Here is a 16551-nt window from a genome sequence, read left to right as displayed (position 1 = left end):
AACAGGGAGCCATTTCTCGCTCCCCGTCTTCTTTGATTTCCGTGGCCTGGCAAGTCCTACGACTTGATCATTTCCTTCACGGTCATGCCGCTGGGGATCATCGGTAGGACGTGTTCCTGGTAAGGAACCTGAACGTCCAGCACGTATGGGCCGTCGTAGGCGATCATTTCTTCCAGGGCGGGAAGCAGGTCGGCCTTGGCGCGGATGGTCGCACCGCCACAGCCGTACCCCTTGGCGATCTGGACGAAGTTCGGGTAGGTCTCTTTCGGGTAGATGTCCTCACCCTTGCCGTACCATTCTTCGTGATGAATCGGGCCCAGGTAGGTGTGGGCTCGGTTACCGGCCATGAAGCGGTCTTCCCACTGCACCACCATGCCCAGGTGCTGGTTGTTGAGCAGCAGCACTTTCACCGGCAGGTTTTCGCAGTAGCAGGTCGCCAGTTCCTGGATGTTCATCTGGAAACTGCCGTCCCCTTCGATGTCGATACACAGGGCATTCGGGTTGGCCGCTTGAGCCCCCATCGCCGCTGGCAGGCCGAAGCCCATCGTGCCCAGACCGCTGCTGGACATCCAGGTACGCGGCTTCTTGAACTGGTAGAACTGAGCCGCCCACATCTGGTGCTGACCCACGCCCACCGAGATGATCGTTTCGCGGTCTTGCGTGAGGCGCGAAAGCTCGGCGATGGCGTGCTGCTGCAGGATCCCGTCGAAGTCCTTGTTGTAGGTCAACGGGTCCTTCTTCTTCATGTCCTGGCAGTGAGCTACCCAGTCGGAAATGTCCTCAGGGGCTTCGACCACTTCGTTCAGCATCTTCAGAGCTGGCTTCAAGTCGCTGACGATCGGAATGTGGGCGATCTTGTTCTTGTTCAACTCGCCGGGGTCGATATCGATATGAACGATCTTGGCATCCTTGGCAAACTCGCTCAGCTTGCCGGTCACGCGGTCGTCGAATCGAACGCCCAAGCTGATCAGCAGGTCGCACTCGCTCACGGCCAGGTTGGCGTAAACGGTGCCGTGCATGCCGAGCATGTCGAGCGACAGCGGATCGGAATTCGGGAACGCACCCAGCCCCATCACGGTCATCGTGGTTGGGATGCCGGTCTTCTTGATCAACTCACGCAGTTCTTCGGAAGCTTCCGAGGTGATGATACCTCCACCGGCGTAAATGATTGGGCGTTTGGCACGCTTGATCGCGGCGGCAACCTGGCGAATTTGTTCTGGCTTGGCGATTCGAGAAGTGACGTTGTAGCCCGGCAGGTCCATTTCGCAGTCCCAATCGGGAACCGTTTGTTCGAGTTGGACGTCTTTCGGAATGTCGATCAGCACGGGGCCTGGTCGGCCGGTCGTGGCGATGTGGAACGCTTCCTTCATAATCCGACACAGGTCCTTGATGTCGGTCACCAGGTAATGGTGCTTGGTGATGCCGCGACAAACTTCGACGATCGGCGTTTCCTGGAACGCGTCGCTACCGATCACGGCACGCGGAACCTGGGCACTGATGGCGATCAGCGGAATGCTGTCGAGCTTGGCATCGGCGATGGCGGTGACGAGGTTCGTCGCGCCCGGACCGCTAGTGGCCATGGCGGCACCGACCTTGCCGGTCGACCGTGCGAGCCCCTGAGCCGCGAAGCAGCCGCCTTGTTCGTGACGAGGGAGGATCGTGCGGATCTTGTCTTTGTAACGCGTCAGCGCCTGGTGCAGCGGCATGCTGCAACCGCCGGGATATGCGAAGAGTACTTCTACGCCATGTCGTACCAGCGATTCGATCATGATGTCGGCGCCTAGCATGACTTGGTTTTTCGTAGATTTTTCAGTCGAAGTACTCACAGATTTTCTCCGGTGATTGAAACAGATTCCGATTGGACCCAATCCAGGTGCAAACCGTGCACGCGCGGTATGGATTGCCTGAATCCCGTGATCAAAAGGCCCTATGCCCGTAGACGGAGTCCGGGGATATTGGTCCAAACTATAAGGATAGGCAACTACGGCCCGAGGTTCAACCGAATCAGGCCGTTTTCAGGTGCGGAAAACCACTAAAACAGGGTATTTGGAGGGTCTCGGGTAGGAATGTTCACGTTGAGTTGCGCGGATATTTACGAATAGACATGCGACGATCTTATAGCGAGTGCAAAGATCGATCTCAGGTTCTTCGATTCGCGCAGCGCCCTGCAGTCCCTCTCCGTGCGAGGGGAGAAGGTCTGGGTCGTTGGTTAGTCGGCCAGGCGGTAGCGTAGGATGCACCAGAGGGCTGCGAGGCCGTCTTTCCAGGTGATCTTGTTGCTGGCCGACCAGTCCTGGGCGTTGTAGGTGACTGGGCGTTCGACGAAGCGATAGTTTCGCTTGGCCAGCTTGGCGGTGATTTCCGGTTCGATGCCGAAGCGGCTCTCTTGCAACTGGACCTGTTGGATGACCTTGCGTGGAAAGGCCTTCAGCGCGGTCTGCATGTCGGTCAGGTGCAAGCCGGTCAGGCAGTTGGAAATACAGGTCAGCGTTTGATTGCCGAGTTGTCGGATCCAAGAGGTCTCCTTCGACTTGCCATCGTGCGCCAGAAATCGCGATCCGTAGGCGACATCGGCTTCGCCCGTCACGATCGGGCGAATGACCTGCACCAGATCCTGAGGATCGTATTCGAGGTCGGCATCTTGAATGACGACCACGTCGCCGGTCACTTCGGGCAAAGCGGTGCGGATCGCGGCGCCTTTGCCTTGGTTGGTTTGGTGATAGAAGATCTTCAAATCGCAGAAGTGCGCCAGGCGGGTTAGCACGTCACGTGTTGCGTCGGTGCTGCCGTCGTCGACGATGGCGATTTCGGTGCGAAATGGCAACTGCATCAGCCGCTGAATCACGGCAGCGACAGTCGACTCTTCGTTGTAAACCGGCACGATCACCGACAAGCGGAAGTCGTGCGGGAGTTGGTAGTCGACGACGGTTGCCTGATCAGCATCCGACAGCATCTCTTCGGCCAAAGACTGGGCATCGGCCAGTCGAAATTCGTACGGCGCCAAATCGAGCGGATGATCGTCGATTGGTTCCCAGGTCGATGCTCCGCAGTTTGGTGTCAGTAAGCTGGTGCTCATGGTTGCCCTCGTGTGGTTGTCGTGCCGTTGGCACGGGCCAAGTGCGATGATGGGTGGTTGTTGCCGTCATGCTTGGGTATCGCAGGCCAGGCAACATAGCCAATTTGCTCAGCATTCGAAATCGAACGCTGTTGTGGGGCGAGGTATTCGGGAGACTGGGGTTCGTCGAACAAGTCGCTGCGTCCCCAGATTTGTGCCAGTGAATCTTGATACAGAAGCGTCCAGCCGGTGACTTCCTGCATCACGTGTTCGGAATGAGGCTGGCCGCGATCCAAGAGAACCAGCTTCGGGTCTCCTTCGATCAGGGCGGCCGTGGGATCGACGGGGCCTGCGAGTTTGCGATTTCGCATGCTAGGCTCGTCACCCAGGATGAAGTCGAAATGACGATCGACAACCGCTTGCGGATAACAGGTGCGGAATCGCCCGTCGAACTGAACGCTGGAGTCGCCAGCGCTGCAGCGCGCCGCAATGAAATACTGCGCCCAGTTGTAGGAAACGATCGTCTTGCCGTGCAGGTTGTGCTCGTCGAGGAACTCCATCGCCGAGACTGGGTATGTATCGCGGTAGACTGGCATCACGCTCAGGCGATGAAACATCGGCAAGGCAAACAGCATTCCGCCGATCACCACCACACCCCAGGCAATGGCCGGGTGAGGGCTCTTTTCGCTCTGGTAGGCTCGCTGCATGACGCGCTGCCAGACACTTACCACGTGCGGCGTGACCCAGAACCCGCACAGCATGGCGAGAAAAGGGGCGTGACGCTGGTGCATGACGGCTTGCGCGGCGACCAGTAGCAAGACGACTATCTGCGTGAAGTCGAGCGGTTTGCGAGAAAACGTGAGCGACAACACGATCACGCCCACCATCGCCACAAACGCAATGCTGAACATGTCGAGCGAGTAAAGCGGGTGCCATTCGGTGATTTCGGGACGCGGCTCGCCAAGGGCTGCGAGCAACCATTGATGCAGCCCAAAGCTGTACGGATTGATCAGTGTGGCGAGGAGTGCGACGACGATCATGAGCGCCAATCGGCGTAGCATTCCGGAGGCCTTCCACCGGTGCATGGTGGCGGCTTCGATCATGCGGCACGCCAGGTAAACGCAGAGAACGCCGACGCCCGCCATGAAGCCGCCGTGGGTGTTGGTCCATAGGAAGCACAGCGGAACGGCCAGCCACATCAACTTCACCCAGCGGTGATTCCAACTCAGCGCGTCGGCCGGTTCACCTCGGCGAAGCGAGGTCAGCCAGGGCAAGTTCCAGTGCCCCTGCCAGCCGGTGAACGCGAATTCGATCAATAGCAAGAGCAGGGCGAAGAACCCGAAGCTGAACAGCTGCGGCCGAACGTTCCAATGATTGGTCAGGTTCACCGCGATCAGCAGCGAGACCACGACGACCGGCAGCGGGTTCTTGGCAAAGTCTTTCGCTTTCCAGAACGGCACCAGGCAAATCGCCAGGCCCAGCAGTGTCTTGAGAACCAGCAGACCAGCGGGGCCGATCGTGTCGACGCCGATCGCCAGGGCCAACTCGCTGAGGTTCTCGTGATTGATCCAGCGGTAGCCGTTGGCGGTGTAGCTGTAGGTGGTCGTGCGGGCCAGGCCTTCCTGCAGAGCGTCTCGTCCGTATTGAACGTGCCCCCACAAATCGGGATCGGCTCCATTGGGGCTGACGGCGATGGCGGCTGCCAACATCGTTGCGGCGACAATGGCCCACGCCGACCAGGATCGCGGCGCGGTAGTGTTCGGATTGAGAGACGAATCTTGCACGTTTTCGAGGACCTGATGGTTCGCAGGGGACAGACCCATTGGTCAACCATAGGTCGCAAAAGATGCAATCCCGACGGGCGTGCAACAGAGAATGGGGTAGCTCAAAGTCGCCTACAAGTAGCAACAGGCTGCGCAATCGCTACAACCGCGCCAGATCACACCGCAAGAAGAGCTAGACGATTTGCTCTTTGTCTTGCGTGGGCCGGATGACGATGCGGGCCACCTTCAAGCTGGTGGGCTCGTACAGAAGTCGGCGGACCAGATTGCGGAAGAGCGTATCGAGGCAAACCTCTGCCGTGAATCGGCTGATGCCGGTACCGATCAAAGGGAACGCGATCGATTCGATACCGAGCGTCGTCGCGTTGTACATGCAGTTCGAAACGATTTCAGAGATCAAGTCGCGGCTTGGGGTCACGCCGGTGACTTCGCTGCGCGTGACCGAATGGAAGACGTATAGCGCCGGTAGTTCGCTGCCAGGCGTCACGACGACACGTCCTGGCGGCACGCGGTTGATGCCTAGCCTACGCACGTCGAACTCGATCAGCGGCCCGCCTGCTTCGCTGACCGCTTTGGCCAGGCCCATATCGAGCGAAAGTCGACAGTCAGTCGAGCTGACGATGGCGTCAACATGCTGCTTGGTGACGTCTCCGCACACGATTTCCAGGCGGCGGCCGTTGGGCAAATAGTATGGGTCAGGCCGCATGAACTTCTCAGGTTTGCGGATGTAATCTTCTTTCTGGTCCTCGAACATCGCCCGGAACGACTGGAGGATCTTGCTGTCGCTGAACTGCCACGGCGAAACGCTATCGGCCGGGTCACGCAGTTGCACGAGGATTTCGTCGAATGACTGGAACCTGTCCCGTGGACTCTTGGCCAGGCAGCGTTCGATGATGTCGTTCACGCGGTCGGAGATGTTCGGGTTGTGGGTTTTGGGAGGAACGATCGGTTCCATCTTGTGTTTGAACAAGATGCTGAACGCCGTCTCTCCGACGAACGGAGGCTTGCCGGTCACCGCGTGGTAAAACGTTCCGCCGAATGCGTAGATATCGCTACGCACGTCGACGTTGCGGGGATCTTCGGCCTGCTCGGGCGCCATGTAAAGCGGAGTGCCCATCATGTTGCCGGAGATCGAGAAGTCGGTCGACGAGATCCCGCTGCGGGCCAGGCCAAAGTCGGCTACCAGAGCGTAGCCGTCGCGGTCGATCAGGATGTTTGAGGGCTTCACGTCGCGATGGGTCACCCCCAACTTCGCCGCGGCGTTCATCCCTTCGCATACCTGCTGCATCCACTGGACGATCTTTTCTTCCGAGATCAGTTCGGAGCTTTCCTTGATGATGCGTTTGAGATCGATGCCATCAATCCATTCCATCACGATCAAGGGCGATCCCTTGGGAAGCACCGAAAAGTCGTAGACGGAAACGACGTGGGGCGAGCGGATGCGGGCCAGGAGTTTAGCTTCGCGAATGAAGCGATCGGTCGATGCCTCGGGACGCATCAGCTTGATGGCGGCCAGGCGGTCGAGCGTCCGATGGCGAGCACGGTAAACGGTTCCCATGCCACCTTGGGCGATCAGTTCCAGGAACTGGTATTCGCCAGCTTGCAGCCCGATCACTTCGTTGGGATGAGCCTGACAGTCTTGCAAGGCTTCCCAAAGGTGCTGGGCATGAGGCTCTCCGTGGGAAGCGGTTTGATCCAGCGAGAAGTTCGTATGGGTATCGCGCGAGGACGAGCCAGACCCACGTGTTTCGCCGAGTTGCTCAACGATGCGCTCAAAGACGTTTTCAATGAGGGGTTGGAATTCGGGAAATTTACCGCTGTAGTAGGCCCTGCCTGCTTCGAGCCCGCGCTTCTGTCGCTCGCACACATCAAGCATGATGAGCTGACGAAACAGATCAAAACGTTCGTCCGGGGCAACACGGGATATGAAGTTCCCCAGGTCCGGCGGAGAGTCCGCGGCCCAACGCTCTACGAATTCTTGATACAAAGGGAACCAGACTCCCCTCGTGGTATCGTCTTTCATCGTGGATGCGCGACAAGATGTTGTCGCATGCTATTAGCTCAAAAGCGGGGGTATCCTATCAGCAGACACCAATTTGTTAGGAAAATCAACGGATTGTTTCTGCTTTCCTCCATCAAATCTGGAAAACGGGGCGTTTTCACGTGGCTTCCGTAAACACCGACAATTGGGATATCCATTCCGGACATCAGGTCTACACGCCGCGACTGTTGCGGTGGTACGACTTGATCGTGCATGGGGTGTCGAATCGTTGGTTCTGGAGTTGCCCGACGCAGCTGTTGATCGCCTGGTTCGACGAGCACGCGACCAGCAATCATTTGGATATCGGCGTGGGAACCGGCTACTTTCTCGACCACTGTTCGGTGTTTTCCGATGATGCCCGGATCGGCCTGTTGGATGCGAACCCCAACTGCCTGGCCGCCGCTGCCAAGCAGTTAAAGCGATACAAGCCAGAAACGTACGAGGCCAATCTGGCCGAGCCGTTTAAGGAGGCAATGGCCCAGTTCTCGTCGGTTTCGCTGATGTATGTGCTGCACTGCTTGCCAGGCGATCCCGAGTTTCGCAAGCGAGTCATTCAGCACGCCAGTGCCGCTTTAGAGGCAGATGGCAAGCTCTTCGGCGCGACCATCTTGGGGCAGCCGGGTCCCAGTTCATGGTTGGGACGGCATGTGATGGCCTCGTATAACCGGAAAGGAATCTTTGGCAACGAGCACGATACAGAGGCCTCGCTCCGGGAAGTGCTCGAAACCTGTTTAACGAATGTTGAGATCGAGCAGGTCGGCTCGGTGGCGCTGTTCGCAGGCCAAAAGAATTAGCGATCTCGATCCTGCAGGAACGCATCCCGCGGCTTGGTGTTCAGCCAGAAACGTCGATCGGCTTCCATGGCGATTTTGTCCCCGGAGAACGTGTCGGCTTCCCGGTCGTCTTGAAGCCGACCAGCGGGAGACTCGAGGACTAGTCGCGCGGCGCTGGCCGTATCGGTTTTGTTGACCAGCGCACGTGCCGCGGCGAGCGAGAAACGTTGACCCGGGTAAATGGGGGCCCCGGTCGTCTCGAGCGACCACTGTTCCAAGCGGAACGGAACGAACAAGTCGTCGGACGATTCGGTGTCGACGTACGCTCGCAGTGGCTCTGGCAGACGATCGACGGCATGTCGGGAAAGGAAAAGGTGCGTTCGACCGACGTGCGAAGCATACAGTCCCCAGGCTGGCCAAGGATCGCCGAGCCCTACCAGTTCGAGCGTCGGGAAGAGGATCACGCAGCCGCAGATGACTTGCGCGACACGCAGGCCAGCGGTGCCTGCCGGTGCTGTTTCTTCTTCCTGGGCTGGTTCGGAAAAGCCAAACAGGAGGATGGCCTGGGTGAAGAAGAAGACGTTCCACAGCAGCACGCCCCAACTGTGGGAGAGGCCCAGCGGACCCAGCACCACGATCAGGCCGACATGCATCATGCACGCCGCGACCACGCCGAGCTTTCTCGTTCGCGGCATCAACAGCAGGACGAACGCCAGCAGTTCAAACAGCGGGAATCCAAGTGCCAACCACTTCCAGGCTGCCAGTTGATCGGGGGACAACGACATGCCCCCGATCGAGCTGAAGGTCACCAGGAAGTCCGAGCCCAGTTCGTTGACGAACGAAGGGTTTAGCTTGGAGAGCGCCGAGTAGAAATAGATGCTCAGCGAGATCCACATTGCCATTTGCCGGGCATTTCTGGGTGGGGCCAAGCCAAAGATAAATCCCAATACAGCGAATTGATAGGCCCATGGTTGGAAGCGATGTTGATTCAGACAGAAGCAGAGCACCAGAATGATGGAGCAAGCGATCCACGGCGCGGAAGCCTTCGGCGATTGAGGCCCGATAATCTGAACGGTCATCAAGATCGCAGTGAGGGTTGCCAACAGCAGGATGTCGACCAAGCCTGGGACAGGGCATAGCTCGGCAATAATCGGAACTGCTGGGAATGCGGTCTGATCGATCCACAAGGGATAGGTCACGGCGACCAGGATAAGAAGAAAGAAGGGGACTGCCCGCTGGTAAAGCAAGAAGGCCCGATCCGTCGCGGATCGAGCCTCATAAGATTCTGGAGGGATTGTACTCACTCGGGAAAGCCTTACGAATCGGCCTCAGTCGTTTCTTCGGTTGGTGAAGCTTCTTCGCTGGTTTCCGCCGGCTCTTCCGCCGGTTTGGCGTCGGTCGCTTCCGGCTCGGCCGTAGGTTCAGCTGGTTTTTCGGCGACTGGTTCCGTGGAAGGTTCTTCCTTGGCTTCGGCTTCCATCGGCTTGGCTTCCGTTTCGGCCGCTGGCTTTTCTGCATCCATCGGCTTGGAAGCCGAATCATCCGTTTCGCTGTCGGCCTTTTCTTCTGGCTTGTCTTCCGATGCTGGAGCGTCATCCGGGTTCCAGACCGGCTCGATGAACACGTCCGAGTTGGAACGCAGGATATCGATCAGCGGGAAGTTCGGCGAAATGTCCTGGTCGAACTGATTCAGCAGGGCTCGGTATTCTTTGATGGAATCGGACAAAACGTCGGCCGATGCATCTTCACGCAGTTCGGGATAGTCTTCGTAGATCGCGATCCATTTGTCCCAGGCTTGCTCGTAAAGTTCCCGAGCCTTGACCAGGTTGGCATCCTTGTAGGCTTCGTGGGCTTCGTAGACCAGGCGACGCGCTGCGACCGTACGATCGGTACTTTCCGACAGGGCACGCGTTTGCCAGTAGTTGAACGCGACGATGTCCTTCTGGCGGTCGATGACCCCTTTCAGGAATTCCATCTCGCCCAGGCGGTTTGCTTCCCGAGAGGCTTCCAGAGCGGACTGTGCCAGCTCTTTGGCTTCGGGGGAGTCCGCCGATTCTTTCTTCAAAGCATTGGCTTTGTCCTGGATGTGCTTCACGACTTCGATTCGTGAAAGCTGCAACGCGCTCTGAGCCGCTTTGACCAGTTGAACCTGTTCTTCGGTGCGATCTGCCTCCGGCGTATCGAGGGCCTCTCGGGTCGTTTCGGGAAGCTTCGAGATTTTCTCTTGTTTGACTTCTGCGGCGTACTTGTCGTAGGCGTTATCGAAGTTGGCATTGGCTTCTTCGATTTCCTTACCCAGACGGTCCGAGTCGTTCAGCTTGATCGGAATGCCGTAGGTGGAAGGAAGTTCGTGGTCGCCGTATTCTCTCCACTCTTCGTGGGCCTGAGCCCAAGCGGCTTGCGCCTTTTCTGAGATGTGCCCTTCTTTTTCGATGGCCTCGCCGAAGTTCATCAGACGCTTGGCCGGATACTGGTAAAAGATCGTCGGCGACATCGCGCCAATGCTTCCCAGACCGTTGTCGACCACTTCGGTCGCCCACTTATCCCATAGACGAGCGACCAGCCAGTGATCGGGTTTGCCTTCCTGGACCCCTTCGGCATCTTCGGTTACCGAGTAAACGGTGCCTTCGAGGTGCTTTTGGATTTCGTCGTGGAAGAGATCGTCTTCGGGGAAGATCTCGCGGTATTGTTCCTTTTCGTCGGCGTTACCAAACTTGTTGCCGAAGAAGTGGGCAATCGAGTTCATCATGCGGGGTTCGTTGTAGTTGTACTCGGTCCCGTCCATGTGGTAGTTGATGCCACGTTTGACCCACAGGTAGCGGTGTTCGTAATTGTCGAACTCGCGGGAAACGTTGTACGAGAGGTTCCAGGCCTGGAATTCCCAAACCTTCAAGAGGTGGGGATTCAAGTACGAGATGGTCTTGGCGGTGGCCTCCATCAGGGTGTACTGCTCGGTCTTCTGGTACTCGTTCAGGTTGCTCCACAGGAACGTGATCGCCACGCCGTCGAGACCCAACAGCGAGAGCCGCATCGCTTCACTGGCCGGGTCGACCTTACCGAGTTGGGCATCTGAAATGTGATAGTCGCGACGCATCTGGGCGAGCATCCCGCCGGGTTGATCGGACGTCGCCGGACGGCTGATCAACGAGACCGCGATCAGAATCACGATCATGCAAACGCCGTAGATAACTTTATGTTGAAAAGATTTGTTCTTGTTCATGCCGCGATTTCTTTCGATTTCAGAAAGAAGTAACCGACCGCCACCAGTGCGATCAGGAAGCCGAGAACCGTGACGAGTTGTTCCGCAACGACGGCGATAGGAATATTGTATCCGTCGACGACGAAACCTTGCGTATCGAACATGCCGTAATCAGGCAGCATGTTCACGAATGCGTAAATCATGAAGGCGAAGACCATATCGATCCCTTTGACGACGTCTACCCAGAAGTAGTCGCCCAGTTCCGTCATGATGTTCTTCTGGGTGAATAGTCGCACCATGGCTTCCGCGGGACCACCCCCGTACCAGCCGGTTTTCTCACCGAAGATCACATTTCGGGCCAGGCCTTTCACCTCTCCGGCGATGCTGCCGTAGCCCAGGGCGAGGAACGAAGCCAACAAAGCGACCGGACCATTCAGGAAGGTGCTGAAGACCAGGCCGAACGTGATGACCAGGATCACCTGGAACCAAATGCCCAAGTAGCATTTGACGTAGTTCATCGTGAAATTACGGTTGGCTTCCAGGATGTAGACGGTGTTCTGAGCGACGCCAAAGTACTGGCCTGGCTCGACGCACTGGATCCACAGTTCCAATCGGCCACCATCCTCGGTGGTCAGATCTTCCAGGAGATCGAGTTCCGGTTTCTCGGAGTCGGCCTTGAAGTTCGACAGCGTGCGAGGAATATAGTGCAGGTCGGACACTTCCTTCGCCGTGAAGGGGATCGCGATGCTGCGAGCGCCCGTCTCGGGATTCTTGAAGTAGTAGTTCCCGCGGATACCTTCGGTGATGATCCCTTTGTAAGTTCGGAAGACGCTCAGGTTGAATTCAACCGGCAGCATATGCTTCGTTTCGTCCCCTTCGGTGACTTCGGTGAGCATCCCTTCATTGATGTCTTCGAAGGTGAAGATGGCGGCGCCGAACGAGCCCCCTTCGATGTAGCTGAAGTATTCCCATTCCTTGCCGACGTTGATGCCGCGCGGGGCTGCGTTTTTCCCGGAGCGATCCAGGAAGCGGACCGTGCCGATGTGACGCACGCGGGCCTGGAACATGTCGGTCGGGCCGTGCACCGTGTACTTTTCGTCGCCGCTGGCACCTTCGTTGGTGCTGATCGCGTGGCGGTGTTCGTGCGTGCGGTCGGTCTCGCCGTTGCCGTCGGGATAGATGGTGACGGCATGCTTGTGACCTGCCGCTTCGGTCGTTTCGCCGATGAGCGTGCCATTCTCACCGGCCACAAGCTCGTCCGCATTGATGTAATGCGTGTGGTTGAAGCCTTGCAGCAGGAAGATATAGGAGACCAATGCCATGGCGAACAAGACGATCGTTCCGACGCCCACGAAACCGAACAAGCGCCCGAGGAACAATTCGCTCGGCAGGACCGGCTTCGTGTAGATGGTGTAAATAGTGCGGCGCTTGATGTCATCCGGCAGACTGAACACGCTCAGCGCGATCACCAGCAGCAGAACGAGCCACTTGGGAAAGGTCAGCACGAAGGTGAGATAAAGACGAACGGGCTGCTCGGCACTGGGATTGATGTACCAACCGGCGAACAGCAGCACGACCATAAACAGGGCGAAGACCAGCAGCGCCTTTTTGCGAATCGCTTCCTGAAATGCGAGCCAGGTCATTGCCCAGACGCGGCGGGGTGAGATCGAGAGGAGTTCCGGAACCGATTTCACGGCGGTGCCGAACACCGCATAGAAGGCCTCGAACGGACCATTGCGGAACACCGACACGATAAACCCGAATACCAGACCGCAGACGATCAGGATAACCAGGGCAATCAGGAACGTGAGAAGCCCACCGAGTTGCTGCCCCGGGATGGGAAGGAGCCACTCGCTGAGCGGCTGGATGGTATCTTCAATCCCCATGGTGACTATTTCTTAATCGATGATTCGCGTGGAAGGTTGGGCCTAGGTGCGTAGGCAACGGGACTAAGAACGGTCCGAGCCGGCACGGCGACCAGGTCGGGCTTCACTCTCGCGGACGATGTTCAGGAAGAGTTCTTCCAGCGTGGTGGTTGGGTTCTCGACCGAGATGTTCTCGGCATGCTCCCGTTCGAGGATCGCTCGGATCTCGGCCTTGGCTTCTTCGCTGACCCCTTTGGCGCGGATCTGAGTTTCGTCACTCACCTTCAAAAGGGCGTCGACGCGCCCCAGTTCTTTCAGTTCGCCTTGATGCAGAATGGCGATTCGGTCGGCAACGTCCTGCAGGTCGGCCAGCTGGTGGCTGGTCACCAGAACCGTTTTGCCTTCTTCCTTCAGCTTCAGGATCAGGTCCTTCATCTCGCGAATACCGATGGGGTCTAAGCCGGTGGTTGGTTCGTCGAGGAAGATCAGTTCGGGATCGTTGATCAGGGCCTGGGCCAGACCAATACGGCGGGTCATACCCTTGGAGTATTCCTTCAACTGACGGCGTTCGGCCCATTTGAGTCCGACCATCTCGATCAGGTCGTTGACCCGCTTCTGGCGAACATCGGCAGGCATGTTGAACAGTTGGCCGTAAAAGTTGAGCGTTTCTCGGGCATCGAGAAATCGGTAGAGGTACGACTCTTCCGGCAGATAGCCGATGCGTTCCTTGGTGGCGATACTGGTCGGGTCTTGGCCGAAGACCAGAGCCTGGCCGCTGGTCGGAAAGAGCAGCCCCAGCAGAAGCTTCATGGTCGTCGACTTGCCGGAACCATTCGGACCCAACAGGCCGAAGATTTCGCCGCGACGCACTTCCAGGTCGAGTGCTTTCAGGGCTCGGACTTTTTGACGCCCCCAGAAGTCGCGGTAAATCTTGGTCAGATTACGCGTTTCGATAATGACTTCGTTGTCGGACGAGGATTTAGACGATTGCGGTTGCGTTTCTACCGATGCCATGGAACCTGTTTCAAGCCACGGTGGTGCTTAATAGTGAGTAAGAAAAGGTTTGCAATGAATGATGGCGAGCCGCTGCCCCCTAAAAACAGAGCATTTCGACCCGATATCCCCTGTTTACGCAGTTCAGCCAGCTTGGTTCGGCTAGCGGTGCCTGCTTTTCTCTTTCCTTCTACCCAGGGAAGAACAAAAGAGGGAAAAGTCCGACTATAAATCCACTGATGCAACGTGACAAGGAACCAAGCTGACAGAGGGTAAGGACTTCACAAGATCTTCCCTACTTAATGTCCCACTTCTACCGCTTATAGGGGCCTGTTCGAGGTTTAGGTCATGCACATTGCCGGTAGGGGCGCAAGGGAATACTTGGAGATTAATTAGGTAAGAATCCCCCGCCGGGCCTAGAAGATGGACTGAGACTTTGTATCATAAAGCCCTGCTTTGTTGGCCTATCAAGTTCTCAGGTTACTGATCCCGAATAGAGAAGGTCCCCGCCGGATGAAGAGAAATGGTTTTACCCTCGTTGAATTGTTGGTGGTGATTGCCATCATCGGAATCCTGATTGCCCTTCTTTTGCCTGCCGTGCAGCAAGCCCGCGAAGCCGCGCGGCGGATGCAGTGCACCAACCAACTCAAGCAGTGGATCCTCGCCACGCACAACTATCACGACACGTTCACCAAGTTTCCGACCAGTTTTCAGGGGGGAAACAACCAGTGGTCCGCTCAGGCTCGCTTGCTTCCTTTCCTGGAGCAGAAGGCCATCGAAACTGAAATCGACTACAGCGTGGACTACCACGAGTACCACTACGGTGGCTCGCATGAAACGCTGATCAACGGCATTCCCCTGCCTGCCTTGCGAATTGACGCCCTGCTTTGTCCGTCGGAGGTGAAGGACCAGCAGCGCGTTGATAGTTCAGGTCAGCCTGAGAACTATCCCCTCAACTATGCCATCAATATGGGCGTCTGGTACGTCTACAATGGTTCCAACGGGGGTGAAGGGGCGTTCGCTCCTGGTAAGTATCTGCGGATGGCGGATTTGACCGACGGCACGAGCAACACGATGGGTTTCTCCGAGGTGAAAGCCTACACCCACTACGATCGAGATAATGCTCCTTACGGAACGGCTGAGATTACCACGTTTCCCGATGTTGCTTCCTATATTGAATCGAACGTGACCACCTCGACTCGCAATTCCGGGCACACCGAGTGGGTCGACGGCAAGACGCATCAAACGGGTTTCACCGCTTTTTTCGCACCGAACACCGACTTCAACATTGGCGCTGGCCGACCAACCCCGGCCGACTTCACCAACAAGCGTGAGGACCAGAGCGGGCTCAGCTCGAACCCGACGCTTGCCGCGGTGACGGCTCGCAGTTTCCATCCGGGCGTCGTGAATGTCGCGTTCATGGACGGATCGGTTTCGCGGGTGACCGACACCGTGAACCTGAACGTCTACCGCGCCGCGGCGACCCGCAATGGTGGTGAAGTCTTGAATCGGAACGATTTGTAGTACGCTCTTATTGAGATCGATTCTGAGCCTGAAAATCAACAGCGCCGCCCGCGAATCATTCCGAGGCGGCGTTTTTTAAGGCCTGAAGCGGCGTCGTTACGCAAAATAAGACGAAAAACGTGGCAAAATCACTCGGTTTATGGCGCACAGGTGGGTATCATTCAGGTATCTAGCGCGGGGGAAGTATTCCCGTTCCTCCCTATTCCCTGCCAGAGCTTTTCCAAAGGTCGTCTCGAATGAAACATCGTCACGGTTTCACGCTTGTCGAATTGTTGGTGGTGATCGCTATTATTGGCGTGCTGGTCGGATTGCTCATGCCGGCCGTGCAACAAGCACGCGAATCTGCTCGACGAATGCAGTGCACCAATAACCTGAAGCAGCTTTCCCTGGCAACTCACACCTATCACGACACATACGGGTCGTTTCCCCCATCCTGGGACGGTGGTGGGCAATGGTCAGGGCTTGCTCGGTTGTTGCCATTTATCGAACAAGGTCCCCTGGAAGCGGCGATCGACTGGGGAACCTCCTACACGGCATACCAGTCGAACGGTTCCGCCTCGAACATATTGAACGTCGGCGTACCGCTGCCGGCGGTGGAACTCGATATGTTCAAATGCCCCTCTGAAGTCAACTTGCGATCGGTTGACGTTACTGGAGACGGCGTGCCAGACCACTTTCCTTCGAACTACGCGTTATCGATTGGCACTTTTTTGGTCTACGACGGTGCCCAGTCTGGCGACGGTGCATTTGGGGCCAATCGGTTTACCCGGATCGCGGAATTCGCCGACGGGACGAGCAACACGATGGCTCTCTCGGAGGTGAACACGTTCACGCGGTTTCATAGTGCTTCGGTGTACGACAATTCCACCGGCATCCCAGCCTTGTCGGCCGTCGCTGGCGAGATCAACAGCAATGTGACTTCAAGTACGGCCCCCAGCGGGCACACGCAGTGGGTCAGTGGTAACGTCCAGCAAACCGGCTACACCGCGTTTTTCACCCCCAACACCATCTTCAACATCGATGGTCGTTTGCAGCCGGCCGACTTCGTGAACAACAGCGAAGGGGCAGGAGACGTCGATCAGAACCCTTGCATGGCCGCCGTCACGGCCCGCAGTTTCCACCCCGGCGTGGTCAACGTGGCGTTCGCTGACGGAAGCGTAAGCAAAGTCACCGAAACGGTCGACTTGAACGTCTACCGCACGGTCGCCACTCGATTCGGTGGCGAGGTCTCGCTGCGGAACAAGTTGTAGTCGTCCCACTGCCTGGCCAACGGTAGGAACTTCAAAAGCCGGTTTGTACAAATTGCAATCGTTACAAACC

Annotated in this window: 11 protein-coding genes; 3 read left to right on the top strand and 8 right to left on the bottom strand. The window is 57.3% G+C overall.

Annotation, left to right across the window (positions count from 1 at the left end; all coding sequences use genetic code 11):
• Nucleotides 1-56: 56 nt before the first annotated feature.
• The 4 genes from ilvB to Pan97_RS20690 all read right to left on the bottom strand — a co-directional run bounded on the left by ilvB (nucleotide 57) and on the right by Pan97_RS20690 (nucleotide 6823).
• Nucleotides 57-1787, bottom strand: a complete 1731-nt coding sequence (gene ilvB, locus Pan97_RS20705) for a biosynthetic-type acetolactate synthase large subunit (protein ID WP_144975945.1) — start codon at nucleotides 1785-1787, stop codon at nucleotides 57-59.
• Nucleotides 1788-2209: 422 nt separating this feature from the next.
• Nucleotides 2210-3076, bottom strand: coding sequence for a glycosyltransferase family 2 protein (locus Pan97_RS20700; RefSeq protein ID WP_196782169.1), 867 nt, complete (start codon nucleotides 3074-3076; stop codon nucleotides 2210-2212).
• Nucleotides 3073-4878, bottom strand: a complete 1806-nt coding sequence (locus Pan97_RS20695) for a hypothetical protein (protein WP_144975943.1) — start codon at nucleotides 4876-4878, stop codon at nucleotides 3073-3075. The genes Pan97_RS20700 and Pan97_RS20695 overlap by 4 nt, the downstream gene beginning before the upstream one ends.
• Nucleotides 4879-5011: 133 nt before the next feature.
• A complete protein-coding gene (locus Pan97_RS20690) occupies nucleotides 5012-6823 on the bottom strand; it encodes a serine/threonine-protein kinase (RefSeq protein ID WP_165698881.1) in 1812 nt (603 codons plus the stop codon).
• Between the two features lie 176 nt (nucleotides 6824-6999).
• Here Pan97_RS20690 and Pan97_RS20685 point away from each other — a divergent pair, with 176 nt between their 5' ends.
• Nucleotides 7000-7671: a class I SAM-dependent methyltransferase gene (locus Pan97_RS20685; protein WP_165698880.1), complete on the top strand. Its 672-nt coding sequence runs from the start codon at nucleotides 7000-7002 to the stop codon at nucleotides 7669-7671.
• Here the strand turns inward: Pan97_RS20685 and Pan97_RS20680 are convergent.
• From Pan97_RS20680 to Pan97_RS20665, 4 genes are all read right to left on the bottom strand, one after another.
• Nucleotides 7668-8954, bottom strand: coding sequence for a MauE/DoxX family redox-associated membrane protein (locus Pan97_RS20680; RefSeq protein WP_144975937.1), 1287 nt, complete (start codon nucleotides 8952-8954; stop codon nucleotides 7668-7670). The genes Pan97_RS20685 and Pan97_RS20680 overlap by 4 nt on opposite strands.
• 11 nt (nucleotides 8955-8965) lie before the next feature.
• Entirely contained in the window at nucleotides 8966-10870 is a 1905-nt protein-coding gene (locus Pan97_RS20675) for a hypothetical protein (RefSeq protein ID WP_144975935.1), read from the bottom strand.
• Nucleotides 10867-12735 (bottom strand): ABC transporter permease, encoded by a 1869-nt coding sequence (locus tag Pan97_RS20670; RefSeq protein WP_144975933.1) that lies wholly within the window; start codon nucleotides 12733-12735, stop codon nucleotides 10867-10869. Before Pan97_RS20670 ends, Pan97_RS20675 begins: the two co-directional genes overlap by 4 nt.
• Nucleotides 12736-12798: 63 nt before the next feature.
• Nucleotides 12799-13728: an ABC transporter ATP-binding protein gene (locus tag Pan97_RS20665; protein ID WP_144975931.1), complete on the bottom strand. Its 930-nt coding sequence runs from the start codon at nucleotides 13726-13728 to the stop codon at nucleotides 12799-12801.
• 492 nt (nucleotides 13729-14220) lie between these two features.
• Between Pan97_RS20665 and Pan97_RS20660 the strand changes: the two genes are divergently transcribed.
• Together Pan97_RS20660 and Pan97_RS20655 are read left to right on the top strand one after the other, a co-directional pair.
• A complete protein-coding gene (locus Pan97_RS20660; RefSeq protein ID WP_144975930.1) occupies nucleotides 14221-15231 on the top strand; it encodes a DUF1559 domain-containing protein in 1011 nt (336 codons plus the stop codon).
• A 236-nt stretch (nucleotides 15232-15467) separates the two neighbouring features.
• Nucleotides 15468-16481: a DUF1559 domain-containing protein gene (locus Pan97_RS20655; RefSeq protein ID WP_144975928.1), complete on the top strand. Its 1014-nt coding sequence runs from the start codon at nucleotides 15468-15470 to the stop codon at nucleotides 16479-16481.
• Nucleotides 16482-16551 lie beyond the last annotated feature (70 nt).

It is taken from the genome of Bremerella volcania (assembly GCF_007748115.1).
Lineage (GTDB): Bacteria > Planctomycetota > Planctomycetia > Pirellulales > Pirellulaceae > Bremerella > Bremerella volcania.
This window is presented reverse-complemented; position numbering and strand designations above follow the sequence as displayed.

What these genes read in the sequence shown, in the direction of transcription:
- ilvB (WP_144975945.1), bottom strand. Translation starts at nt 1,787, where the DNA reads ATGCTAGGCGCCGACATCATGATCGAATCGCTGGTACGACATGGCGTA.
- Pan97_RS20700 (WP_196782169.1), bottom strand. Translation starts at nt 3,076, where the DNA reads ATGAGCACCAGCTTACTGACACCAAACTGCGGAGCATCGACCTGGGAA.
- Pan97_RS20695 (WP_144975943.1), bottom strand. Translation starts at nt 4,878, where the DNA reads ATGGGTCTGTCCCCTGCGAACCATCAGGTCCTCGAAAACGTGCAAGAT.
- Pan97_RS20675 (WP_144975935.1), bottom strand. Translation starts at nt 10,870, where the DNA reads ATGAACAAGAACAAATCTTTTCAACATAAAGTTATCTACGGCGTTTGC.
- Pan97_RS20670 (WP_144975933.1), bottom strand. Translation starts at nt 12,735, where the DNA reads ATGGGGATTGAAGATACCATCCAGCCGCTCAGCGAGTGGCTCCTTCCC.
- Pan97_RS20665 (WP_144975931.1), bottom strand. Translation starts at nt 13,728, where the DNA reads ATGGCATCGGTAGAAACGCAACCGCAATCGTCTAAATCCTCGTCCGAC.
- Pan97_RS20660 (WP_144975930.1), top strand. Translation starts at nt 14,221, where the DNA reads ATGAAGAGAAATGGTTTTACCCTCGTTGAATTGTTGGTGGTGATTGCC.
- Pan97_RS20655 (WP_144975928.1), top strand. Translation starts at nt 15,468, where the DNA reads ATGAAACATCGTCACGGTTTCACGCTTGTCGAATTGTTGGTGGTGATC.